This window comes from Massilia sp. CFBP9026 (genome assembly GCF_034045165.1).
GTDB lineage: Bacteria > Pseudomonadota > Gammaproteobacteria > Burkholderiales > Burkholderiaceae_D > Telluria > Telluria arenae.
This window is the reverse complement of record NZ_JAXCWH010000016.1, coordinates 15,020-38,223: the sequence shown is the minus strand read 5'-3', so window position 1 is coordinate 38,223 and position 23,204 is coordinate 15,020. Positions and strand designations below refer to the sequence as shown.

General features: G+C 64.8%; 21 protein-coding genes and 1 pseudogene. 6 read left to right on the top strand and 16 right to left on the bottom strand.

All coding sequences use genetic code 11. The annotated features are described in order from the left end of the window. Positions 1 to 66 precede the first annotated feature (66 nt). Positions 67 to 1,530: an Asp-tRNA(Asn)/Glu-tRNA(Gln) amidotransferase subunit GatB gene (gene gatB, locus SOM28_RS25630; protein ID WP_320469908.1), complete on the top strand. Its 1,464-nt coding sequence runs from the start codon at positions 67 to 69 to the stop codon at positions 1,528 to 1,530. Between the two features lie 482 nt (positions 1,531 to 2,012). Here the strand turns inward: gatB and pyrE are convergent, their stop codons facing one another. Both pyrE and SOM28_RS25620 read right to left on the bottom strand, forming a co-directional pair. Then, positions 2,013 to 2,687, bottom strand: a complete 675-nt coding sequence (gene pyrE, locus SOM28_RS25625; RefSeq protein WP_320469894.1) for an orotate phosphoribosyltransferase — start codon at positions 2,685 to 2,687, stop codon at positions 2,013 to 2,015. A 33-nt stretch (positions 2,688 to 2,720) separates the two neighbouring features. Then, entirely contained in the window at positions 2,721 to 4,688 is a 1,968-nt protein-coding gene (locus tag SOM28_RS25620; RefSeq protein WP_320469893.1) for a hybrid sensor histidine kinase/response regulator, read from the bottom strand. Between the two features lie 216 nt (positions 4,689 to 4,904). On the opposite strand from SOM28_RS25620, the gene SOM28_RS25615 reads away from it, so the two are divergent. Next, positions 4,905 to 5,675 carry an exodeoxyribonuclease III gene (locus SOM28_RS25615; protein ID WP_123070756.1) on the top strand — a complete coding sequence of 257 codons (771 nt, stop codon included), beginning with the start codon at positions 4,905 to 4,907 and terminating at the stop codon, positions 5,673 to 5,675. On the opposite strand, the gene SOM28_RS25610 is transcribed toward SOM28_RS25615, so the two are convergent. The 8 genes from SOM28_RS25610 to gshB form a co-directional block, all read right to left on the bottom strand. Further along, on the bottom strand, positions 5,672 to 6,613 hold the full coding sequence (locus tag SOM28_RS25610; protein WP_320469892.1) for a pseudouridine synthase: 942 nt from the start codon (positions 6,611 to 6,613) through the stop codon (positions 5,672 to 5,674). The two genes, SOM28_RS25615 and SOM28_RS25610, sit on opposite strands and share 4 nt — an antisense overlap. Before the next feature lie 7 nt (positions 6,614 to 6,620). Next, positions 6,621 to 7,505 carry a M48 family metallopeptidase gene (locus SOM28_RS25605; RefSeq protein ID WP_123070758.1) on the bottom strand — a complete coding sequence of 295 codons (885 nt, stop codon included), beginning with the start codon at positions 7,503 to 7,505 and terminating at the stop codon, positions 6,621 to 6,623. Positions 7,506 to 7,643: 138 nt separating this feature from the next. Next, the gene (gene metW, locus SOM28_RS25600) at positions 7,644 to 8,261 is read right to left on the bottom strand and encodes a methionine biosynthesis protein MetW (RefSeq protein WP_123070759.1); all 618 of its coding nucleotides are present in this window, start codon (positions 8,259 to 8,261) and stop codon (positions 7,644 to 7,646) included. Next, complete coding sequence (metX, locus tag SOM28_RS25595; RefSeq protein ID WP_320469891.1) at positions 8,258 to 9,394, bottom strand: homoserine O-succinyltransferase MetX; 1,137 nt, start codon at positions 9,392 to 9,394, stop codon at positions 8,258 to 8,260. Before metX ends, metW begins: the two co-directional genes overlap by 4 nt. Before the next feature lie 73 nt (positions 9,395 to 9,467). Then, positions 9,468 to 11,237, bottom strand: a complete 1,770-nt coding sequence (ptsP, locus tag SOM28_RS25590) for a phosphoenolpyruvate--protein phosphotransferase (RefSeq protein ID WP_320469890.1) — start codon at positions 11,235 to 11,237, stop codon at positions 9,468 to 9,470. A 38-nt stretch (positions 11,238 to 11,275) separates the two neighbouring features. Beyond that, positions 11,276 to 11,545: an HPr family phosphocarrier protein gene (locus tag SOM28_RS25585; RefSeq protein ID WP_005667800.1), complete on the bottom strand. Its 270-nt coding sequence runs from the start codon at positions 11,543 to 11,545 to the stop codon at positions 11,276 to 11,278. 81 nt (positions 11,546 to 11,626) lie between these two features. Next, on the bottom strand, positions 11,627 to 12,028 hold the full coding sequence (locus SOM28_RS25580; protein ID WP_005667799.1) for a PTS sugar transporter subunit IIA: 402 nt from the start codon (positions 12,026 to 12,028) through the stop codon (positions 11,627 to 11,629). Between the two features lie 4 nt (positions 12,029 to 12,032). Next, positions 12,033 to 12,977, bottom strand: coding sequence for a glutathione synthase (gshB, locus tag SOM28_RS25575; protein ID WP_313171585.1), 945 nt, complete (start codon positions 12,975 to 12,977; stop codon positions 12,033 to 12,035). A 170-nt stretch (positions 12,978 to 13,147) separates the two neighbouring features. On the opposite strand from gshB, the gene SOM28_RS25570 reads away from it, so the two are divergent. Further along, complete coding sequence (locus tag SOM28_RS25570; RefSeq protein ID WP_320469889.1) at positions 13,148 to 13,861, top strand: class I SAM-dependent methyltransferase; 714 nt, start codon at positions 13,148 to 13,150, stop codon at positions 13,859 to 13,861. A gap of 73 nt (positions 13,862 to 13,934) precedes the next feature. Here the strand turns inward: SOM28_RS25570 and gshA are convergent, their stop codons facing one another. The 4 genes from gshA to SOM28_RS25550 form a co-directional block, all read right to left on the bottom strand. Beyond that, positions 13,935 to 15,236, bottom strand: a complete 1,302-nt coding sequence (gshA, locus tag SOM28_RS25565; protein WP_123070764.1) for a glutamate--cysteine ligase — start codon at positions 15,234 to 15,236, stop codon at positions 13,935 to 13,937. 257 nt (positions 15,237 to 15,493) lie between these two features. Next, positions 15,494 to 16,894 (bottom strand): ammonium transporter, encoded by a 1,401-nt coding sequence (gene amt / locus SOM28_RS25560; RefSeq protein WP_123071210.1) that lies wholly within the window; start codon positions 16,892 to 16,894, stop codon positions 15,494 to 15,496. A 14-nt stretch (positions 16,895 to 16,908) separates the two neighbouring features. Then, positions 16,909 to 17,247 (bottom strand): P-II family nitrogen regulator, encoded by a 339-nt coding sequence (gene glnK / locus SOM28_RS25555; protein WP_109345130.1) that lies wholly within the window; start codon positions 17,245 to 17,247, stop codon positions 16,909 to 16,911. Between the two features lie 19 nt (positions 17,248 to 17,266). Further along, positions 17,267 to 18,001, bottom strand: a complete 735-nt coding sequence (locus SOM28_RS25550; RefSeq protein ID WP_147936626.1) for a TorF family putative porin — start codon at positions 17,999 to 18,001, stop codon at positions 17,267 to 17,269. A 254-nt stretch (positions 18,002 to 18,255) separates the two neighbouring features. Here SOM28_RS25550 and SOM28_RS25545 point away from each other — a divergent pair. The 3 genes and pseudogenes from SOM28_RS25545 to SOM28_RS25535 form a co-directional block, all read left to right on the top strand. Beyond that, a pseudogene (locus SOM28_RS25545) lies at positions 18,256 to 18,486 on the top strand (accessory factor UbiK family protein); the annotation flags it as partial. 191 nt (positions 18,487 to 18,677) lie between these two features. After that, positions 18,678 to 21,152, top strand: a complete 2,475-nt coding sequence (locus SOM28_RS25540) for an adenosylcobalamin-dependent ribonucleoside-diphosphate reductase (protein WP_320469888.1) — start codon at positions 18,678 to 18,680, stop codon at positions 21,150 to 21,152. A gap of 82 nt (positions 21,153 to 21,234) precedes the next feature. Continuing rightward, positions 21,235 to 21,615: a SirB2 family protein gene (locus SOM28_RS25535; protein ID WP_320469887.1), complete on the top strand. Its 381-nt coding sequence runs from the start codon at positions 21,235 to 21,237 to the stop codon at positions 21,613 to 21,615. A gap of 21 nt (positions 21,616 to 21,636) precedes the next feature. On the opposite strand, the gene SOM28_RS25530 is transcribed toward SOM28_RS25535, so the two are convergent. Then, positions 21,637 to 22,635 carry a tetratricopeptide repeat protein gene (locus SOM28_RS25530; RefSeq protein ID WP_320469886.1) on the bottom strand — a complete coding sequence of 333 codons (999 nt, stop codon included), beginning with the start codon at positions 22,633 to 22,635 and terminating at the stop codon, positions 21,637 to 21,639. Positions 22,636 to 22,802: 167 nt separating this feature from the next. Continuing rightward, positions 22,803 to 23,177 (bottom strand): YfeK family protein, encoded by a 375-nt coding sequence (locus SOM28_RS25525; RefSeq protein ID WP_183407558.1) that lies wholly within the window; start codon positions 23,175 to 23,177, stop codon positions 22,803 to 22,805. Positions 23,178 to 23,204 lie beyond the last annotated feature (27 nt).

Sequence of the window (23,204 nt, the reverse complement as noted above, 5' to 3'; positions counted from 1 at the left end):
CGGGGACGCCGAGTCGGCTCTGCCGTCCACGCGTCCAGCCACTGCTAGCACAGAATAGAGAGAATTATTATGCAATGGGAAGTCGTCATCGGTCTTGAGAATCACGTCCAGCTCACGACCCAATCGAAAATCTTCAGCGGCAGCTCGATCCGTTTCGGCGCCGAGCCGAACACGCAAGCCAGCCCGGTCGACCTGGCGCTGCCGGGTGTGCTGCCGGTGCTGAACCGCGGCGCGGTCGAACGCGCGATCCGTTTCGGCCTGGCGGTCGGCGCAAAAATCGCGCCGCAGTCGGTCTTCGCGCGCAAGAACTACTTTTATCCCGACCTGCCGAAGGGTTACCAGATCAGCCAGTTCGAGGATCCGGTGGTCCAGGGCGGCACGGTCAGCTTCGCCTACGAGAAGGACGGCAAGCTCGAGACCAAGACCGTCAACCTGACCCGCGCCCACCTCGAGGAAGACGCGGGCAAATCGCTGCATGAAGACTATGCCGGCATGAGCGGCATCGACCTGAATCGCGCTGGCACGCCGCTGCTCGAGATCGTGTCCGAGCCCGAGATGCGCAGCGCGAACGAGGCGGTGGCGTATGCCAAGGCCCTCCACTCGCTGGTGATGTGGCTGGGCGTCTGCGACGGCAATATGCAGGAGGGGTCGTTCCGCTGCGACGTCAACGTCTCGGTGCGCCCGGTCGGCCAGAAGGAATTCGGCACCCGCTGCGAGATCAAGAACCTGAACTCGTTCCGCTTCATGGAAGAGGCGATCCACTACGAAGTGCGGCGCCAGATCGAGCTGATCGAGGACGGCGGCAAGGTAATCCAGGCGACGCGCCTGTGGGACCCGGACCGCAAGGAGACGCGCTCGATGCGCACCAAGGAAGACGCGCAGGATTACCGCTACTTCCCCGACCCCGACCTGCCGCCGCTCGTGATCGGCCAGGACTGGATCGACCGCGTGAAGGCCGAGATGCCCGAACTGCCGGGCGCCCTGCGCGCGCGCTTCACGGGCGAGTACGGCCTGCCGGAGTACGACAGCCTGGTCCTGACCTCGTCGAAGGCGATGGCTGGCTACTACGAAGCCGTGGTGGCGAAGGCCGGCAAGGAAAACGCCAAGGCAGCCGCCAACTGGATGATGGGCGACGTCTCGTCGACCCTGAACCGCGAAGGCGTGGACATCGGCGACGCCCCGGTGACCGCGGCGCAACTGGCGCTCCTGCTCAAGCGCATCGCCGACGGCACGATCTCGAACAAGGCCGGCAAGGAAGTCTTCGCCGCGATGTGGGAAGCCAAATCGACCGATGAAGCGCTGGCCGACACCGTGATCGACCAGAAGGGCCTGAAGCAGATCTCCGACACCGGCGCGCTGGAAGCGATCGTCGACGAAGTCCTGGCCGCCAACGCCAAGTCGGTCGAACAATACCGCGCCGGCAAAGAAGCCGCCATCAACGCCCTGATCGGTCAAGCGATGAAGGCGTCGAAAGGCAAAGCCAATCCCGCCCAAGTCACCGAACTGCTAAAACAAAAACTCGCCGGCTAATCCCTAGCCCATCGACAATGAGGGTCAGAGTAGAATTGTTGAGCAATTTCCCAAAATTGCCAGTAATTCGACTCTGACCCTCATTGTTTTCAAGCGCAAGAAATTGCCCAGGTCTCGCACTCTGTCCCCACTTATTGAGCTCACGCGAGAAATTGCTCAATAATTCGACTCTGACCCTCATTATTCAGACGGTTCGAATTTCTCTGGACTCAACGCTTTTTAGGCGTAGTCCTCAAGCGCTCAGACGACTCCCGCTTTTTGTAGAATCAGGAAATTAAATCGAGTCCGCGGAGCAAATAAATAATTAGGGTCAGAGTCGAATTGTTTGGCAACTCTAGAAAATTGCTCAATAAATCGACTCTGACCCTAATTAATTTGCAAGACTTTCTGCAAATCTAAATTAGGGTCAGAGTCGAATTGTTTGACAACTTTGAGGAATTGCCCAATAAATCTACTCTGACCCTAATTGTTGGGTAATTGTTTTAGATGCCGTAGCGGGTGCGGTAGGCGGCGACGGCGTCTTTGTGCTGGGACAGGCTAGGGTCCTGGGTGTGGGTGTTGAGGTAGGTGAACAGGTCTTCGAGGTTGGCGATCGAGATCACGGGGATGTTGAATTCGCGCGAGACTTCCTGGACTGCGGACAGTTCGGATAAGTCGTCGTCCTTGCCGGAACGCTCCATGCGGTCCAGGGCGATCAGGACGGCGGCCGGTTCGGCGCCGGCGGCGCGGATCATCGTTACGGATTCGCGCACCGAGGTGCCGGCCGAGATCACGTCGTCGATGATGACGACCTTGCCCTGCAGTTTGGCGCCGACGATGGTGCCGCCCTCGCCGTGGTCCTTCGCTTCCTTGCGGTTGTAGGCGAACGAGGTATCGCGGCCCTTCGCGGCCAGGGCCACGGCCGTGGCGCTGGCCAGGGTGATGCCCTTGTAGGCCGGACCGAACAGCATGTCGAATTCGACGCCGGAGTCGAGCAGGGTCTGGGCGTAGAACTGGGACAGCTTGCCCAGCGTGGCGCCGTCGTGGAACAGGCCGGCGTTGAAGAAGTACGGCGACAGACGGCCGGCCTTGGTCGTGAATTGGCCGAACCTCAATACTTCGGCCTCGACCGAAAAACCGATGAATTGCTGGCGCAGGTCGCTCCGCAGTTCGCTCATATACTTCTCCCCTGAATGTCGAAAGCGGCTATTTTAATCCGTCGCGGCGTCGGCGGCGACCACCCGCGCTACCTCGTCCGGATTGACCGGCTTGACCAGATGACGCTCGAAGCCAGCGGCTTCACTGCGCGCATGGTCGGCCGCCAGCCCGTAGCCGCTCAGCGCCACCAGGCGGCAGCCTTGTCCTCCAGGCAGGGCGCGGATACGCGCGGCGAGCTGGTAGCCGTCCAGCACCGGCAGGCCGATGTCGAGCAAGGTCAGGTCTGGCCGGAAGCGATCGACCGCCGCCAGCGCGCCGACCGGGTCGTGGTACACCTCGACCGTGTGGCCGTGCGCGCGCAGCAGGCGGCCCAGCGTGTCGGCGCCGTCGGCATTGTCGTCCACCAGCAGCACGCGCTGCGGCGCAACGCCCGGCAGCGCCGCCGGCGCCGGTTCGGCTGGCGCCGGCGTCAGGACTGCGCTGCATAGCGGCAGGCGCACCACGAACTCGCTGCCCAGGCCTCGTCCCTCGCTGTGCGCATGGACGCTGCCGCCATGCAGCTCGACGATGTTCTTCACCAGCGCCAGCCCGATCCCAAGCCCGCCTTCGGCGCGGTCGATGCTGCGCTTGCCCTGAAAGAACAGCTCGAACACCTGCTCGCGCACCTCGGGCGCGAGGCCGATGCCGGTGTCGCGCACGCTGATCTCGACCGCATCGAGACCGTCGTGCAGTATGCGCCGTACGCGCAGCCACAGCCTGCCACCCGGCTCGGTATAGCGCGCCGCATTGGTCAGCAGGTTCGACACCACCTGCGCCAGCCGCACCGGATCGCCTTCCCACACCAGGCCGGGCTCGATCTCGACCTGCAATTGATGGCGGCGCTGCTCGATCAGCAGGCTCGCCATCTCGACCGCCTTGTCGATCACCCGCGCCAGCTCGACCCGCTCGATCTTGAGCTCGATCTTGCCGCGCGTGACGCGCGAGACGTCGAGCAGGTCGTCCACCAGCCGCACCAGGTGGTCCACCTGGCGCTGGATGATCTCGCCCTCCCGGCCGTGCGCGCCATCGCCGCGCATGCGCATCAGCTGCAGCGCGGTGACGATCGGCGACAGCGGATTACGCAGCTCGTGGCCGAGCATGGCCAGGAACTCGTCCTTGGCCTGGCTGGCCGCGCCCAGGTCCACCAGCAGCTGCTCACGCTCGCGGTGGGCGCGCTCGATCGCCTGGCGGCTGCGCACGTGTTCCGTCACCTCGACCGCGACCACGATCACGCCATCCGGCCGGCCATCCACGCCGGTCAACGGCTCCAGGCTGAACTTGAAGTAGCGCTCTTCGGGCTGGCCCCGGAGGTCAAGGCGGCTCAAGGCCAGTTCTTCCGCGTGATACGGCTCGCCGGTGGCGAACACGTGTGCGATGCGCTCGGCCACGCCGCTGCCGGCCAGGCGCGGGAAAGCCTCGCCGAAGGTGCGTCCGACCAACTTGTCGCAGCCGACCAGCTCACAGTAGCGGCGATTGACGAGGTGGAAGCGCAGCTCGGGCCCCATCAAGAGGGCCGCCGCCACCGGCGCGTTCAGCAGCATCGCGTCGCGCTGGGCCAACGCCACGTCGCGCTCGTGCCGCTCGGTCGCGTCGCGCGTGAAGCAGCGGGTGTAGCGCAGCTGGCCATTCTCGAAATGCCCGTTCGAGTGGATCAGCACGTGCTTGATCGAGCCGTCCTTGCAGCGCAGCCGCGCCGGCTGGTCGTACAGCGCCCCGCCCGACAGCAGGGTGGTCAGGATGTAGTCGATCGTGGCCGGATCGGCGTGGAAGTCGGCAATGTGGTGGCCGACGTATTCGTCCCACGCATAGCCGAGCAGCTGCAATTCGGCGCGGTTGGCCCACAGGATGGTGCCGTCCGGGCCCACCCGGTGCAGGCCCTCGACGGCATTTTCCACGAAGTCGGCCAGCTCGGCGTTCGATGCGGCGTGCAGGCAGGCGCCGGAATCGACGATGCCCGCGAGTAGCGGTTTGTCAGTGTTCATGGACTTGGGAAGGTGGCAATCCAGCGTCAGGAATGGCGCGGCGTGCGATGGAGGAGAATGCCTAGTGTAACAGATCGTTGCCTCTCATCACGGCCCCTACTGCATATACGCAACAGTTCTCAGGCATGACGACCGGTTCAAAAACGCGCTACACTGTCCAGCTAGTTGCCGGATGTCTATTGAAGTCCGCTGATCCATGACAGTCTTACCATCACCATGCCACGAATTATTTCCGCGAACCTGAACGGCATCCGTTCCGCCCACAAGAAGGGCTTCTTCGAGTGGCTCGCCACGCAAGATGCCGACTATATCTGCGTCCAAGAGCTCAAGGCCCAGGAAGCCGACATGACCGAGGACTTCCTGCGCCCGCACGGCTACCACGGCCACTTCCACTACGCCGAGAAGAAGGGCTATTCGGGCACCGGCGTCTACAGCCGCACCGCCCCGGACAAGCACCGCATCGGTTTCGGCTGCGTCGAGTTCGATGCCGAGGGCCGCTATACGCGCTGCGACTTCGGCGACCTGACCGTGATCTCGCTGTATGCGCCGTCGGGCTCCTCGTCGCCCGAGCGCCAGCTGGCCAAGTTCCGCTTCATGGAAGTCTTCCTGCCGCACCTGCAGGAGCTGCAGGCCGAGGGCCGCGAAATCGTGATCTGCGGCGACTGGAACATCGCCCACCAGGAGATCGACCTCAAGAACTGGAAGGGCAACCTGAAGAACTCGGGCTTCCTGCCCGAGGAGCGCGCCTGGATGACGCGCATCTTCGATGAGCTGGGCCTGGTCGACGTGCACCGCGGCCTGGACCCGCGTCCCGAGCAATACACCTGGTGGAGCAACCGCGGCCAGGCCTATGCCAAGAACGTGGGCTGGCGCATCGACTACCACGTCGCCACCCCGGGCATCGCCAAGTGCGCCAAGACCGTGTCGGTCTACAAGGACGTCAAGTTCTCCGACCACGCGCCGCTGATCATCGACTACGAACGCTAGTCAGGCCAGTCCAGGCTGAACTGGCTGTCGAAGCTGCGCCGCTGGCCGCACAAGGGATCGTCGAAGGCGATCGAGCGCGCCAGCAGCTGCAGCGGCGATCGAAAATCGTCGCCCTTGCACGGCAGCGCCACCGGATAAAAGGCGTCGTTTACGATCGGCGCGCCGAGCCGCGACAGATGCAGCCGCAGCTGATGCTTGCGGCCCGTGTGCGGATGCAGGCGATAGCGTGCCAGGTCGCCACGCTGCTCGATCACCTCGATCAGCGTCTCCGAATTCGGCTCGCCCTCCACTTCTTCGCTGACGAAGAACTGCTCCGCATCCTGCATGCGGCTGCGGTAGGTAAACGGAAACTCGCGTCCCGGCATCGTCGGCGCCAGCGCCTCGTAGGTCTTGCTCACCACCCGCTTCTGGAACATCGACTGATACGCCCCGCGTGAATCAGGATTGTGCGAGAAGATCACTACGCCCGCCGTCTCGCGGTCGAGCCGGTGGATCGGCACCAGGTGCGGCAGAACGTGGGTGCGCTTGAGACGCACCAGCAGCGTCTCTTTCAGAAAGCGCCCGGTCGGGATGGTCGGCAGGAAGTGCGGCTTGTCGGCCACCAGGATGTGCTCATCCCGGAACAGCACTTTCTCGTGGAACGGAATCGGCGTCTCGGCCTGTTCCAGCTCGCGGTAATACCAGATGCGCATGCCTTGGCGCACGTGACTATCGACGCCCAGGGCAGCTCCCGTGGCATCGACGATCTCGCCGCGGTTCAATCGCGCGGCCCAGGCCTCGCGGCTCACATCAGGGAATCGCTCACAGAGAAAACGCAGCATGCCCCCGGCGCGGGTCTCGGTCAGCCACAGGTAGCTGGGCGAGACGCCGTCGCGGACCGGCAGCGGCACATGGGCATTGGCTTCGGCCTGCCGGCCCTTGACGACGACACGACCCATCAAGCCATCACTTCAGGGCGGTGCTCTGGTAAGCCGGCAGCCTGGCGACGCTCGTGTTTTTCGCACGCGCGTACAGCGGCAGCAGCACGTTCATGTGCGCTTCCATGTCCTTGATGCGGGTCTCGCCGCCCGGGTGGGTCGAGAAGATCTCGAGCGGCGCGCTCTGGTTCAGCGCCGCCATCTTGCGCCACAGCGCGATGCCGGCGCGCGGGTCGTAGCCGGCGCGCGACGAGATGTCCAGGCCCACCAGGTCGGCCTCGCGTTCTTCGTCGCGCGAGAATTTCAGCACCAGGAACTGGCCGGCGTAGTTGGCGGCGGTGCCCGTCAGGTTGGGGTCGACGCCGAAGATCCCCGACAGCAGCGCGCCGCCGACGCGGGCGCCGAGCGCGGTGACATTGGTCTTGGCCAGGCGCTCGCGCCCGTGTTCGCGCAGCGCGTGCGCGATCTCGTGGCCCATCACGGCCGCCACTTCGTCGTCGTTCAGGTTCAGCTGCTCGATGATGCCGGTATAGAAGCCGATGCGCCCGCCCGGCATGCAGAAAGCGTTCACCTGGTCGGACTTGAACAGGTTGACCTGCCATTCCCACTTGCTCGCGGCTGGATTCCAGCGCGTGGTCTGCGGGATGATGCGCTGGGCGATCACGCGCAGGCGCTTGAGCTGCGGGTCGCCTTCCGGCGCCAGCACGCCCTTCTGCTTGGCCTCGCCCACCATTTCGGTGTACTGCTGGCGTGCGGCCTCGTTGACCTGCTCTTCCGGGGCCAGCACGCGCATGCGCGACAGCGGCTTGACCGCGATACCGTCCTGGACTACTTGCTTGCCATCCTGGGCAAGCCCCAGGCCGGTGGCGCTCATCAGGGTAAGGCAAAGGGCAAGGCGTTTCAGTTTTATCATCTCGTCACCGACAGGCTGTTGTTAGCAGCGCCATCCTCTCAGAAATTGTTCAAAATGGGCAACACGCCCGCGCAGGATTGCCGTGGATCATGGCCCATTTGCCGCCCCCGCTCAAGCCGCGAACGCACATAAGCGTCATTACAATGCTGGCGTCGCCTTCTTGCGCAGGCGGAATACCGCGAGGCTGCCGCGCAGATTCGGCAAGAATTTAATGACCTCGCCATCGGCCAGCGCCACGCACTCCAGCACTTCGAGGCCGCACGACACCGCCAATTCCTGGAAATCGTAGATCGTCGCATACCGCACATTGGGCGTGTCATACCATTTATAGGGCAGCGAACGCGACATCGGCATGCGGCCCTTGAGCAGCGCCAGCCGGTGCGGCCAGTGGGCGAAGTTGGGGAAGGAGACGATCGCCTCGCTGCCCACCCGCACGATATCGCGCAGCAGCGCCTCGACGTGCTGCATCATCTGCAGCGAATTCAAGCACAGCACGGTGTCGAAGGTATTGTCGCCGAAAAGGCCGAGGCCCTTTTCCATGTCGTGCTGGATCACATTGATACCACGCGCGGTGCTTTCCAACACCTTGTCGTCGGCGATCTCGATGCCGTAGCCGCTGCAGCGCTTGCCCGATTCCAGGTAGCGCAGCATGGCGCCGTCGCCGCAGCCGACGTCCAGCACGTGGGCGCCCTCGCCCACCCAGTGGGCGATAAAGGCCAGGTCGGGCCGCAAGGTATTCAGGTCGTCGAAGTTCATGCGACCTCCAGCGCAATGCGGTTGTAATAGGCGCGCACCACGTTCATATAGCGCGCGTCTTCGAGCAGGAAGGCGTCGTGGCCGTGCGGCGCGTCGATCTCGGCATAGCTCACGCGACGGCGGTTGCTGATCAAAGCTTCGACGATCTCGCGGCTGCGCTCGGGCGAGAAGCGCCAGTCGGTGGTGAACGAGGCGACCAGGAACTGGGCTTTGGTGCCGGCCAGCGCCTTCGTCAGGTCGCCGCCATGCTCGCGCGCCGGGTCGAAGTAATCGAGCGCCTTGGTGATCAACAGATAGGTGTTGGCGTCGAAGTATTCCGAAAACTTGTCACCCTGGTAGCGCAGATAGGATTCGATCTCGAAGTCGATGCCGAAGTCGAAGTTGTAGTCATTCGTTTCGGCCGCGTTGCGCAGCTTGCGCCCGAATTTTTCCGCCATGTCGTCGTTCGACAGATACGTGATGTGGCCGATCATGCGCGCGACCTTGAGGCCGTTCTTCGGCACCACATCGTGCTCGTAGAAGTCGCCGCCGTGGTAGTCCGGATCGGTCAGGATCGCCTGGCGCGCGACGTCGTTGAAGGCGATGTTCTGGGCCGACAGCTTCGGCGTCGAGGCGATCACGATGCAGTGGCGCAGGCGATCCGGGTACATGATGGCCCACGACAGCGCCTGCATGCCGCCCAGCGAACCGCCCATCACGGCGGCGAACTGCTCGATGCCGAGGCGGTCGGCCAGGCGCGCCTGGGCCGCCACCCAGTCTTCCACCGTCACCAGGGGGAAGGCGGCGCCATACGGCTTGCCGGTGGCGGGGTTCACATGCATCGGGCCGGTCGAGCCGAAGCAGGAGCCGAGGTTGTTGATGCCGATGACGAAGAAGCGGTCGGTGTCGACCGGTTTGCCCGGTCCCACCATATTGTCCCACCAGCCGGCGCTCTTGGGCGTGGCGTAGTGGCCGGCCACGTGGTGCGAGGCGTTGAGCGCGTGGCAGATCAGCACCGCGTTCGACTTGTCGGCGTTGAGCGTGCCATAGGTTTCATACATCAGCGTGTAGTCGCCGAGCTGGGCGCCGCTTTGCAGCAGCAAGGGCTCGGCGAAATGCATCGCCTGCGGTGTGACTAGTCCAAGAGATCCCATGGAGGTATTCAAAAGTGTTGGGTGGTGCGGTGGTGTTACTTGCGACGGCCGGGGGCGGGCCGTCGCCAAAACGTCAGAGGGCTTGCAGCTGCTCGACCGCGCTGGCGATCTCGCCCGGCTCCATCGCGCGCAGGATGCGCCGGGTACGGGTGGTGACCGCGCCCAGGTCGGTATTCAATATTTCTTGTTTCACCGCCAGCAGCTGCGCCGGATGCATCGAGAATTCGCGCAAGCCCATGCCCAGCAACAGGCGGGTGAGCTTGACGTCGCCCGCCATCTCGCCGCACACCGCCACGTCCAGGCCGGCCTTGTGGCCGGTGGCGATGGTCGAGGCGATCAGCTGCAAGACGGCCGGGTGCAGCGGATTATACAGGTGCGCCACCTCGTAATCGACCCTGTCGATCGCCAGCAGATACTGGATGAGGTCATTGGTGCCGATCGACAGGAAATCCATGCGCCGCACGAACAGCGGCAGCGCCAGCGCGGCGGCCGGGATCTCGATCATGGCGCCGACCTCGATGCCCTCGTCGTACTTGACGTCCTCGGCGCGCAGCTGGGCCTTGGCCTGCTCGATCATGTTCAGCGTCTGGTCGATCTCGAAGGCATGCGCCAGCATCGGGATCAGTATTCTCACCTTGCCGAAAGCGGATGCGCGCAGGATGGCCCGCAACTGGGTCAGGAACAGCTGCGGCTCGGCCAGGCAGTAGCGGATCGCGCGCAGGCCCAGCGCCGGGTTAAGCGCGGTCTGGTCGGTCTGGTCGAGCGGCTTGTCGGCGCCGACGTCGAGCGTGCGGATCGTCACCGGACGGCCCTTCATCGCCAGCACCGCCTTGCGGTACTGCTCGAACTGCTCGTCTTCGCCGGGAATCCTGAGGCCCTCGGCGCCGCGGCCCATGAACAGGAACTCGGAGCGGAACAGGCCGACGCCATGGGCGCCTGCCTCCAGCGCGGCCGGGCAATCGTCGGGCAGTTCGATATTGGCCAGCAGCGTGATGGCGGTGCCGTCCTGGGTGACGGCCGGGGTCTTCTTGAGCTTGAGCAGGCGTTTTCTTGCCTTGGCCAGCGCCGTCTGGCGCTCGCGGTACTGCTCCAGCACCAGCTGGCTCGGATTGCAGATCACCACGCCGGCGTCGCCGTCGACGATCACCCAGTCATCCTGCTCGACCAGGCGCGAGGCCTGGTCCATGCCCACCACGGCCGGGATGTCGAGGCTGCGCGCGACGATCGCGGTGTGCGAGTTCTGGCCGCCGACGTCGGTGACGAAACCGATGAAGGTGCGCGGTCCGCCATCGCGATCGCGGAAGGCCAGCATGTCGGCCGGCGAGATGTCGTGGGCCACCACGATCATCTGCGGCGGCGGCTGGTCGTCGTCGAGCACGATCGGCGGCACGTTCAGCGCGGTGCCGGTCAGGACTTTCAATACCCGCTCGGCCACCTGCTGGATGTCGTACTTGCGTTCGCGCAGGTATTCGTCTTCGATCTCGTCGAACTGGGCCGACAGGTCGTCGATCTGGGTCACCAGCGCCCATTCGGCGTTGTAGTGGCGCGCGCGGATGATGTCGAGCGGCGCTTCCGACACCATCGGATCGGACAGGATCAGGGCATGGACGTCGATGAAGGCGCCCAGCTCGGTGGGGGCGTCCTTGGGCAGGTCGGTCCACAGTTCCTGCAGGTTGCGGTGCACGGCGGCGATCGCGTCCTGCAGGCGGCGCACTTCGTTTTCTACCTGGTCGTCGGCGACCAGGTAGTGCTTGACGTCGAGCGCGGCGGGGGTGAGCAGATGGGCGCGGCCGATCGCGATCCCGCGCGAGACCGGTATGCCATGGAGAAGGAAGGAGGCCATGCTGACGTCTCCTGAACGAGATGCCGCTTCACGCGGCATTACTCGCCTTCGCCGAACTTGTCGTTGACCAGGGCGGACAGGGCCGCGACCGCGGCTTCCTCGTCCTTGCCGTCGGCTTCCAGGGTCACCTTGGCGCCCTTGCCCGCGGCCAGCATCATGACGCCCATGATCGACTTGGCGTTGATGCGGCGACCGTTGCGGGTCAGCCAGACGTCGCTCTGGTACTTGGCGGCCAGCTGCGTGAACTTGGCGGATGCGCGGGCATGCAGGCCCAGCTTGTTGATGATCTCGAGTTCTTGTTGAATCATATTCGCTTTATCGTTGTACTTGTCGAATCGCGCCCCTCGGCGCCTGCACCGCTACCTCTACCGCTACCGCAACGGCATTCCCTACCCTACCCTGATCCGGTTATCCACCCGCACCGCGCCGTTCTGGGCGCCCGCCAGCGCCATCTCGACCACCACGTCGAGCGTGTCGCGCCGGTACGTGATCGCCCGCAGCAGCATCGGCAGGCTGATGCCGGCGATGACTTCCACGTGGCCGGCGTCGGCCAGCGAGTTGCAGCAGTTGGACGGCGTGCCGCCCTTGACGTCGGTGATCACCAGCACACCGTCGCCTTCATCGAGGCGCGCGATCGCCTCTCGCGCGAGGCCATTGACCTCGCCGATATCCTGGTCGGCGGCCACGTCGATCGCCTCGAAGCGCTCGGTCGGACCGCGGAACACGTGCGCCACTGCCGCGATGAATGCCTGGCCCAGCGGCGCGTGGGTCAGGAGCAGGATGCCTACCATGATGTTATTTGTTTACCTTTTGTTCGACCGCGTCGATGAACATCGCGGCCACGTCGAAGCCGGTCTGGTCCTGGATTTCCTGGAAACAGGTTGGGCTGGTCACGTTGACTTCGGTGAGGAAGTCGCCGATCACGTCTAATCCTACCAGCAACAGGCCGCGCTCGGCCAGCACCGGGCCCAGGGCCTCGGCGATCTCGCGCTCGCGCGGGCTGATCGGCTGGGCCACGCCCAGGCCGCCGGCGGCCAGGTTGCCGCGCACTTCGCCGCCTTGCGGGATGCGCGCCAGCACGAAAGGCACCGGCTTGCCGCCGATGACCAGCACCCGCTTGTCGCCCTTCTCGATGGCCGGAATGAACTTCTGGGCCATGATGGTGTTGCGGCCGTTGTCGGTGAGGGTCTCGATGATCGCCCCCAGGTTCAGGCCATCGCTTTTCACGCGGAAGATGCCGGCGCCGCCCATGCCGTCCAGCGGCTTGAAGATCACGTCGGTGTGCTTGGCGTGGAAGGCGCGCAGGCGCGCCGCGTCGGACGTGACCAGGGTCGGCGAAGTGTGTTCGCTGAACTGGCCGATTGCCATCTTCTCGTTGTGGTCGCGGATCGCGCGCGGGCTGTTGATCACGCACGCACCCTGGCGCTCGGCCAGTTCCAGCAGATAGGTGCCATACACATATTCCATGTCGAACGGCGGATCCTTGCGTTCGAGGATGGCGTCGAATTCGCCCAGGTTCACGTCGACGGCCGGGTCAAGTCGGTACCACGCGTCGGCGTCGCCGGTGAGGTGGATCTGCGCCACGCGCGCGCTGACGACGCCTTCCTCGAGCACCATATCGCGCTGCTCGAAGTGGTAGATGGCATGGCCGCGCCGCGCCGCCTCGCGCATCATGGCGAAGGTCGAATCCTTGTAGATCTTGAATCCGGACAGAGGGTCGGCGAGAAAGGCGATTTTCATGGGGCGTCCATTCGAAGTAATGCCTGATTTTAGCCCGAATTGTAGAAACTCGCGGACCGGACCCTCATCCACTCACACCCGGAAACACACTGCAGCAATTTGTCAGGTATCACGCAACGCGACTGAGACAGCTCAATCGTGTCAATACAATCGCGCGAGAACATGAGGGCATGGATACCCAACCAAGCCAACAGGCCGAGCAGGAGCGCATCGAAGACGTCTACCGCAACTGGCATGGCGGGGCGGCGCTGGCGCGCTATGCCTGGCATCGGCCCGAGATCCTGCAGCAGGTGGCGGCGCGCGCGCGCGGCTTCGCCGACCTGCTGTCCTGCACGGTCGGCCCGGATTTATCAAGCGTGCAAGTGCTGGACGTCGGCTGCGGCACCGGCGGCTTCCTGCGCCAGATGATCGACTGGGGCGCCTCTCCGGCCAATCTCACCGGCACCGAACTGCAAAAAGACCGGCTCGACCATGCACGCCGATGTACGGCGCACGGCGTGCGCTGGCACCTGGGCACGCTCGACGCGCTGCCGCCGGCGAGCTACGACCTGGTCACCGCGCTGACGGTATTTTCTTCGGTGCTCGATCCGGCCCTGCGGCGCGAGCTGGCCGCCCAGATGTGGCGCGCGCTGCGCCCGGGAGGCTGGTGCCTGGTGTTTGATTTTCGCTACGACAACCCGCGCAACCGCAATGTGCGCAAGGTCACCCGGGGCGAGCTGCAGGAATGGTGGCCGGGGAGCGGGCAGCGCTACCGCAGCCTGGTGCTGGCGCCGCCGATCCACCGCCTGCTGGCCGTGGCGCCGTATATGGTGTCCGAATTGCTGACGGCGCTGGCGCCCGTGTTGCGTTCGCACTTCATGTACGTGGTGCGCAAGGAGGCGTAGGGTGGACGGCAGAGCCGTCCACCCTACAGACGCAATGCAGCAGTGCGTGCTTCGGTTGAACGCGCCGATTCGCTTAATAGACTTCCGGATTCGGATCCGTGCGTTCCATTTCCAGCGACGCCGCCAGCATGCCCAGCCGCGCCACCACGCCATACACATAGAAGCGGTTCGGCGCCGCCGTGCCCGGCTTGGCCTTCAGGTCCGGCACCGCATGCTGCTGGGCGAAGGCCAGCGGCACGTATTGCGAGCCGGGCGAATTCAGGTTCTGGTCGATGCCGCGCTCGGCGTGCACGCGGTAGAAGCCGCCCACCACGTAGCGGTCGATCATGTACACCACCGGCTCGGCCACTGCGTCGTCGATCGATTCAAATGTGGGCACGCCTTCCTGGATGATCAGGTCGGTCACCGCCACGCCATCCTTGATCACCGACATGCGGGCGCGCTGGGCCGGGGTCAGGTCGCGCACTTCGCTCGCATCCTTGATCGTCATCACGCCCATGCCGTAGGTGCCGGCGTCGGGCTTCAGGATCACGAAGGGCTTGCGCTCCTTCATGCCGTATTCCTTGTATTTCTTCTTGATCTTCGAGAACAGCGCCGAGACGTTGTCGGCCAGCTCCTCGGTGCCGACGTTCTCGCGCAGGTCGACTTCGCCGCACTTGCTGTGCAGCGGATTGACCAGCCACGGATCGATGTCGATCAGCTTGCCGAACTTCTTGGCCACCTCGTCGAAGGCCTTCAGGTGGTTGCTCTTGCGGCGCAGCGCCCAGCCGGCATGCAGCGGCGGCAGCAGCGACTGCTCGTGCACATTCTCGAGGATGGCCGGGATCCCGGCCGACAGGTCGTTGTTGAGCAGGATGGTGCAGGGATCGAAATCGGCCAGGCCGACGCGGCGCCCGTTGGCCGAGCGCACCAGCGGCTCGACCACCAGCATATTGCCGTCAGGCAGGGCCAGCGGCGTCGGTTCGGTGACGTCCGGCGAGAACGAACCCAGGCGTACGTGCAGGCCGGTCTGGCGGAAAATCTGCATCAGGCGCGCCACGTTCTGCAGGTACATCGGGTTGCGCGTATGCGTCTCGGGCACCAGGATCAGGTTGCGCGCATCCGGGCAATACTTGTCGATCGCAGCCATGGCGGCCTGCACCGTCAGCGGCAGCATCTCGGTTGGCAGGTTATTGAAACCGCCCGGGAACAGGTTGGTGTCGACCGGCGCCAGCTTGTAACCCGCATTGCGCAGGTCGACCGAGCAATAGAACGGCGGCGTATGCTCCTGCCACTCGAGCCGGAACCAGCGCTCGATGGCGGGGGTGGCTTCGAGGATTTTCTTTTCCAGGTCGAGCAAAGGACCGGTCTGGGCGGTGGCGAGGTGCGGAACCATGTATGTGGCTTTCCCTGTTATGCGCGACTTCTTGCGCCGTTTGTTATTTGTTAAGTTGGATCTGTCATATGGGGTGCACCTGCCCTTTTTAAAGAGGTGTTGCCAGAAACGCAAAACGTCATCCCCGCGCAGGCGGGGACCCAAGGTTATTTGCACTGGCACTACGTTATAACGTAGCCGCCATGCTGGCAACTTGGGTCCCCGCCTGCGCGGGGACGACGTGCTTGCTGCTAACGTGCTAGTGCTGCTGGGCTATATCAGTAACGGTACGCCGATTCGCCGTGGCTGGTGATGTCCAGGCCTTCGCGCTCTTCGTCTTCAGGCACGCGCAGGCCGATCACGATATCGACCAGCTTGAAGGCGATGAAGGCGACGATGCCCGACCAGACGATGGTCACGACCACGCCGTGCGCCTGCACCAGTACCTGGCTGCCGATCGAGTAGCCGGTGGCCATGGCATTGGTGGTGTAGTCCCACACGCCCTGGCCGCCCAGCGACGGCGCCGCGAACACGCCGGTCAGCAGCGCACCCAGGATGCCGCCCACGCCGTGCACGCCGAACACGTCGAGCGAATCGTCGGCGCGCAGCATGCGCTTCAGGCCGGTCACGCCCCACAGGCAGATGATACCAGCCAGCAGGCCCATGACCAAGGCGCCCATCGGACCGACGAAACCGGCGCCCGGGGTGATTGCCACCAGGCCCGAGATGGCGCCGGAGGCGGCGCCCAGCATCGACGGCTTGCGCTTGAAGAGCCATTCGCCGGCCGCCCACGCCACGGTGGCGGCGGCGGTCGCCAGCAGGGTGTTGATGAAGGCCAGCGCCGCGATGTCGCCCGCTTCGAGCGCCGAACCGGCGTTGAAGCCGAACCAGCCGACCCACAGCAGCGAGGCGCCGACCATGGTCATCGGCAGCGAGTGCGGGGCCATCGATTCCTTGCCGTAGCCGACACGCTTGCCGATCACGTAAGCGCCGACCAGGCCGGCAACCGCGGAATTGATGTGCACCACGGTGCCGCCCGCGAAGTCGAGCGCGCCCTGCTGCCACAGGTAGCCGGCGCCGGCGCTGACGGTGGCCAGCGAAGCGGCGTCGGTGATCGCGTCAGGACCGGCCCAGAACCAGACCATGTGCGCCATCGGCAAGTAGGCGAAGGTGAACCAGATCACCACGAAGGCCAGCACCGCCGCGAAGCGTGCGCGCTCGGCGAACGAGCCGACGATCAGCGCGCAGGTGATGGCGGCGAAGGTGCCCTGGAAGGCGACGAAGATGAACTCGGGGATCATCACCTCTTTGGTGAAGGTGGCGCCCATCGAGAAGGTGCCGGCGACCGGGTCCCAGATGCCTTGCAGGAAGGCGCGGTCGAAGCCGCCGATGAAGGCGTTACCCGAGGTGAACGCCAGCGAGTAGCCGTACAGGCACCACAGCACGATGATCAGCGAAAACACCATCATGACCTGCATCAGCACCGACAGCATGTTCTTGGCACGCACCATACCGCCGTAGAACAGCGCCAGGCCCGGGATCACCATCATGATGACCAGCAGGGTGGCAACGAACATCCAGGCGGTATCCCCTTTGTTGATGGACGGCGCCGCCATGGCCGGGAGGGCCAGGCCCAGGCCCAGCATGGCGGTCAGGATTTTTGTCGTTATATGCTTCATGAACACTTTCCTTCTTACAGTGCGTCGTTGCCGGTCTCGCCGGTACGGATACGGATGACCTGGGTCAGGTCGGCCACGAAGATCTTGCCGTCACCGATCTTGCCGGTGCGGGCGGCGCCCTGGATCGCATCGATCACCTGGTCGACGATGGCATCGTCGACGGCGGCTTCGATCTTGATCTTGGGCAGGAAATCGACAACGTACTCGGCGCCACGGTACAGCTCGGTGTGACCCTTCTGGCGACCGAAACCCTTCACTTCGGTCACCGTCATGCCTTGCACGTTGATTTCCGACAGCGCTTCACGCACTTCGTCGAGCTTGAAGGGCTTGATGATGGCGGTAATCATTTTCATGGTATTGCCTCTTTTGCTATCAAAAAGTTTTTGACACGGACAGCACGGCGGCTGACTTGCCCAGGTTCTTGCCTTCCGGACTCAGGTAGGCGTCGGTATTCGCCTTGTGCCAGGCCAGGGCCACGGTGGCAACCCCAAAGTCCTTCGTCACGCCGATCTTGTAGTGCGTGTAGGACGCCGGGCTATTGTTCTTCACGCGCTGGCGGCCGACTTGCAGGTTCAGCAGAAAGCCGTTGCTGACATCGATATCGGCGCCCAAGTCCAGGTAACCGCTGCGCTTGCTGTCGGCGGTGCCGAACAGATTGGTCGTCGAGTGCGAATACTTGATATACGCAGGACCGAAGCCGAGCTTGCCGTAGAGTTCAAAAGTATTTGCATTCGGATCCAGGCTGTTATCCGGATACCAGTAATACAGGCCGCCAACGTCGTAGCTGATCTCGTCGGTCAACTGGCCACGCTTGCCGGCATACACATCCCATTCAATATTGCCGTCGCCACCCAGATCCTTCGTCCACTTGATGGTGGAGAGCCAGGTACCTACGTAAAAGCCGGTTGGGCTGTGTACGTAGTCGACGCCGCCGGACAGGGCGGGGTCGGAATCGGTTTGCGACAGGCCGCGGTAACGGTAGTCGCTGGTGAGTGCCACGTTGTAACTCACCTGGTGTTCGGCGGGTTGTTCCTGTGCCATGGCCGGGATGCTGGTGAAAGCCAGAATCGCCAGGCTGATTGCGTTGATTTTTGCATTGCACTTCATGACAAACCCCCTTGGACAGTTACTGCGTTTGGAATCCTTTTTTCGTGCGTTATCTCTCCCTTCATTTAGCAGGATGTGTGCCAGCTCATAAAAGCGATGAAAATGGCCTTGTTTTTTTGGTAAACGTGCCCCAGATACGACTTGCTTCAATACAATCGACCGCGAACGGCGTCCGCCGTGTAGCGCGACGCACCAAATCAGGCTGTATTGCACCTACTTGGTGCATACAACCCCGGCAGAAAGGGATAGGGACCATGAACAACAGCAACTTCTTCAGCGATTTGCAAGGCAAGATCAACCAGGCACTGGAAAGTGGCCCGGCCAAGGACATCGAGCGCAACGTCAAGGCGGCGATGACCTCGGGCTTCGCCAAGCTCGACCTGGTCACGCGCGAGGAATTCGACATCCAGGCCCAGGTGCTGGCCAAGACCCGCGCCAAGCTGGAAGCGCTCGAGCTGCGCGTGATCGAACTCGAAGCCCGCCTGGGGTCCGGCGCATCGCCCACCTCGTCGGCATCGGCCACCCCGCCAGCGGGCGCGGCGCCGTCTGCCACCGCCCCCTTCCCGGCCCAGCCCGAAGATCCGACCATCGTGCTGCCGCCGAGTCTCGACAAATCGGGCGACACGCCGATCAACAAACCCTGATGACGGGTGCATTCATGGACAGGGCAACCGGCATGAATGCACGAGAATCACCGGCCGGCGCCCTGCCCGCGCAGGAAGTGTCGCTGGACGTGCTGCGCGAAAAATACGCGCGCGGCGACGAGCGCACGATCGAGGACGTGCAGCAGCGCATCGCCCGCGCCCTGGCCGCCCTCGAGCCGCTGCCGCAGCGCGCCGAATGGGAGCGACGCTTCCTCTGGGCCCAGCAACAGGGCTTCGTTCCCGCCGGCCGGATTGCATCCGCCGCCGGCCTCGGCCTCTCGGCCACCCTCATCAACTGTTTCGTCCAGCCGGTCGGCGACTCGATCTCCGGCACCAGCGACGGCCTGCCCGGCATCTATACCGCGCTCAGCGAAGCCGCCGAGACCATGCGCCGCGGCGGCGGGGTCGGCTACGATTTTTCCGCGATCCGCCCGCTGGGCAGCAAGGTGGCCGGCACCGCCTCGCGCGCTTCCGGCCCGGTGTCGTACATGGAAGTATTCGACGCCTCCTGCCGCACGGTCGAATCGGCCGGCGCCCGGCGCGGCGCCCAGATGGGCGTGCTGCGCATTGACCATCCCGACATCGAACGCTTCATCGCGGCCAAGGACACGGGCCGTCTCACCAATTTCAATATCTCGGTCGGCGTGACCGATGGCTTCATGCGCGCCGTCGAGGCGGATGAGTCGTTCGCGCTGGTGCACGCGGCCGAACCGGGCGACGAGGACCAGGCCGCCGGCGGCCACCGCAGGGAAGACGGCCTGTGGGTCTACCACAGCCTGCGCGCGCGCGATCTTTGGGAACGCATCATGGTCTCGACCTACGACCATGCCGAACCGGGCGTGCTGTTCATCGACCGCATGAATGCCGAGAACAATCTCTGGTATGCCGAAGAACTGCGCGCCACCAATCCCTGCGGCGAGCAGCCGCTGCCGCCGTATGGCTGCTGCGATCTCGGCTCGCTCAACCTCACCGCCTTCGTCGATGCGCCGTTCACCCCCGATGCACGGCTGGACTTCGAACGCCTGCGCGCGGTGGCCACGGTAGCGGTGCGCATGCTCGACCTGGTGCTGGACGCCACCCGATGGCCGCTGCCGCAGCAGGCCGAAGAGGCGCGCGCCAAGCGCCGCATCGGGCTGGGCTTCCTGGGCCTGGGCAGCGCGCTGGCGATGCTGGGCCTGCGCTATGACGCCGACGAAGGCCGGGCCATGGCGGCGCGCATCGCGACCGAGCTGCGCGACGCGGCCTATGCTGCCTCGATCGAGCTGGCGCGCGAAAAAGGCGCCTTCCCGCTGTTCGACGCCGACAAATACCTGCGCGGACAGTTCGTCGAACGCCTGCCGCAAGCGCTGCGCGACGGCATCCGCGCCCATGGCCTGCGCAACTCGCACCTGCTGTCGATCGCGCCGACCGGCACCATCTCGCTGGCCTTCGCCGACAATGCCTCGAACGGCATCGAGCCGCCCTATTCCTGGACCTACCAGCGCAGGAAGCGCACGGCCGACGGCGGCACGCGCAGCTACGAGGTATGCGACCACGCCTGGCGCCTGTACCGCCAGCTGCATGGCGACGCCCCCTTGCCGCCAGCATTCGTCACCGCGCTCGAGATGCGCGCGCTGGACCACCTGCGCATGGTGGAGGCGGTCCAGCCCTTCATCGACACCGCGATTTCGAAGACTGTCAACGTGCCCGAGGATTATCCCTACGAGGATTTCCGCGACCTGTACCTGGAAGCCTGGCGCGCCGGCCTCAAGGGACTGGCGACCTATCGGCCGAACGCGGTGCTGGGGAGTGTCTTATCCGTCGCGCCAGCGGAGGACGTCGCATCTGCCGCGCCTCTGGCGACGGACGACGATCCGCTGCGCAAGCGCTTCGAACACCGTCCGCTGGGCGAACTGGAATCGGTGACGTCGAAGATCGAGTACTCGACCCAGGAAGGCCGCAAGACCGCCTACCTGACGGTGAGCTTCCTGCGCGCTGAAGGAACATGGGAAGGCCGCCAGGTCACGGTCGAGCGTCCCTTCGAATTCTTCATGCCGGCCAACCAGCGCACCGGCGGCCACCAGTGGATCACGGCCTCGATGCGGCTGCTGTCGATGGTGGCGCGCGCCGGCGGCCCGATCGCGCGGGCGCTGGCCGACATGCGCGAGGTGGTGTGGGAAAAAGGCGCGGTGCGCTGCGGCCACATCGTGCGCGACGACGGCGTTCAGGTGCCGGTGTACCACGACTCCGAAGTCGCGGCGATCGCCTTCATGCTGCAGCGGATGCTGATCCGGCGCGGCTTCCTCGACGAGCAGGGCAACCAGGTGCCGGTAGACGCGCTCGCGCGCAACTTCGAACAGCGCATGCCCGACGCCATGCCAGGGCCGCGCTTGCAGGCCGAGACGCCGGCCGAGCCCCTGCCCGTGCTGAACGGCGCCAAATGCCCGGAATGCGGCGCGCTGGCGCTGCGCAAGGTCGATGGCTGCTCGCGCTGCGCGTCGTGCCACTACGTCGGCGAGTGCGGCTGACCGGGCCTTTGAAAAGAGGCGTCCGCGGGGCCGGCTCAGGCATACTGCCGGGGTCGCAACCAACCGCCTGCACGCCTGAACGATGAGTTACTACGCCCTCAAGCACATCCACATGACCTTCGCCGTGTTGAGCGGCGCCCTGTTCCTCGTCCGCGGCCTGTGGATGCTGGCCGATTCGCGGCGCCTGGAGCAGCGCTGGGTCAGGATCGCGCCGCACGTGATCGACACGCTGCTGCTGGGCAGCGCCATCGGCCTTGCGGTATGGAGCAGCCAGTACCCGGGCCAATCGCCGTGGCTGACCGCCAAGCTGGTGGCCCTGGTCGCCTATATCGGCCTGGGCACGGTGGCGCTCAAGCGCGGCCGCACGCGCCAGGTGCGCGCCCTGGCCTTCGTCGGCGCATTGGCCTGCTTCGCCTACATCCTGGCGGTGGCGGTCACCAAGAATCCGCTGATCGCGGCCTGACACACCGCTCCCGGCCCGGCATCAACGCCGCTTCAACTGCGACAGGTGCGCCGTCACCTGCTTGCGTTCGCGCCGCGCGAGCGGTGGAACGCCCGCCAGCGCCGCCTGGTAGGCCGCGATCGCGCGCGGCCGGTCATGGCGCGCTTCATGGACTTCGCCCAGCGTCTTGTAGACATAGGGCCTGGGGGCGATCGCCGCCGCCCTCTCCAGCTGCAGAGCGGCTTCGGCCAGGCGTCCCTGGGCGCGCGCCACCTGCGCCAGTCCGTAGGGTCCATGCTCGCTGGACGGCAGCCGGCGGCTCAGTTCCTCGAACAGCCGGCCGCTCTGCGCATAGCGGCCGGCGTCGAGGTGGGCGCTGGCCAGGGTCAGCAGCAACTCGCGCTGGCTGCCCTGTACCAGTTCATACTGCGTCAGGTCGGCCGCAAGGATGTGCTGCTCGGCCTCGTCCAGTCTCCCCTCGTCGAAAGCGCACAGGGCGCGCATCAGGCGGGTCAGGTCGGGGTCGAGACGCCGCGCTTCGGTCGCCAGTTCGCGCGCGCGCACCTCGCTGCCCCCCAGGAAGAACGGGGCATCGAGATAAAAGCCCATCAAGGTCACGCGGGCGCGGTAATTCATCGGATCGAAGCGGATCGCGCGCTCCAGGGTGTCGCGCGTGGCATGCGCATTGCGCACGAACGCGAACAGGCCGCCGGCGCGCGACTGCGCCAGCATGACGTTCCCCAGCGCTTCGGCGCAGGCACTGCTGTCCGGATTGGCGTGAACGCAGCGTTCGGCCGCGGCGCGCGCCTGCGGCAAGTCGTCCGGCTCGTCCCGGGCGATGCGCACGTCGACCGACGCGGCCAGTGCCGTCGGATCGGTGGCATTGCGCGCCAGCCTGGCCTCGATCGCACTGCTCGCCTCTCCAAAGCGCGCCTGGTGCACCAGCTGTGCAATCGGGTCGATCTGGACAGCATGTGCAGCGCCATTCCATACGCCCAATAGCAACACCGGCACCCACCATGCCAAGCTTTTAGCAAGCATTGCATTCCCTCTCGTCCGGACCCGGCCTTTTCCGTGGCGGCCAGTCCCGCTTCCGCGGTCAGATATTGTTGTTATTTAATATAGAGCAAATCCTCACATGGAATTCATGCAAGAGTCAATGCAGAGGGGATACCTACGACGGGAATTGCGCTACCGGATGCGCAAACTCAGCGGGATGGACGCGCGCCACGATACTTCGCCAGCTCGGCCTTGAGCCAGGCGACGCTGGCGACCGGCGCATTGCCACCGCAGCGGACCTGGTAGGGTTTGCCGCTGAGGCTGCTTTCGGTGGCGGCGCGCGCGATGAAATCCTCGCTCGATGCGACCAGGTCGCGCTTGAGCAGGTAGTCATACTTGCGCTGGAGGTGTTTTGCCGCCTGCGCGGCGTCGTGCCAGCTGCCGTTGCGCTGGAAGCTGCAGCCGGATGTGGTCAGGTAGCTGATCAGGTGGGCGATTTCCTGGCGCGCGGCGGGGGCCGGCGCAGCCAGGGACAGCAGCGGCAGGATGGCGAGCACGGAGGCAGCGACAACAAGTTTCATCATGAGCGGCGAAGGACGAAGAAGCGCCAG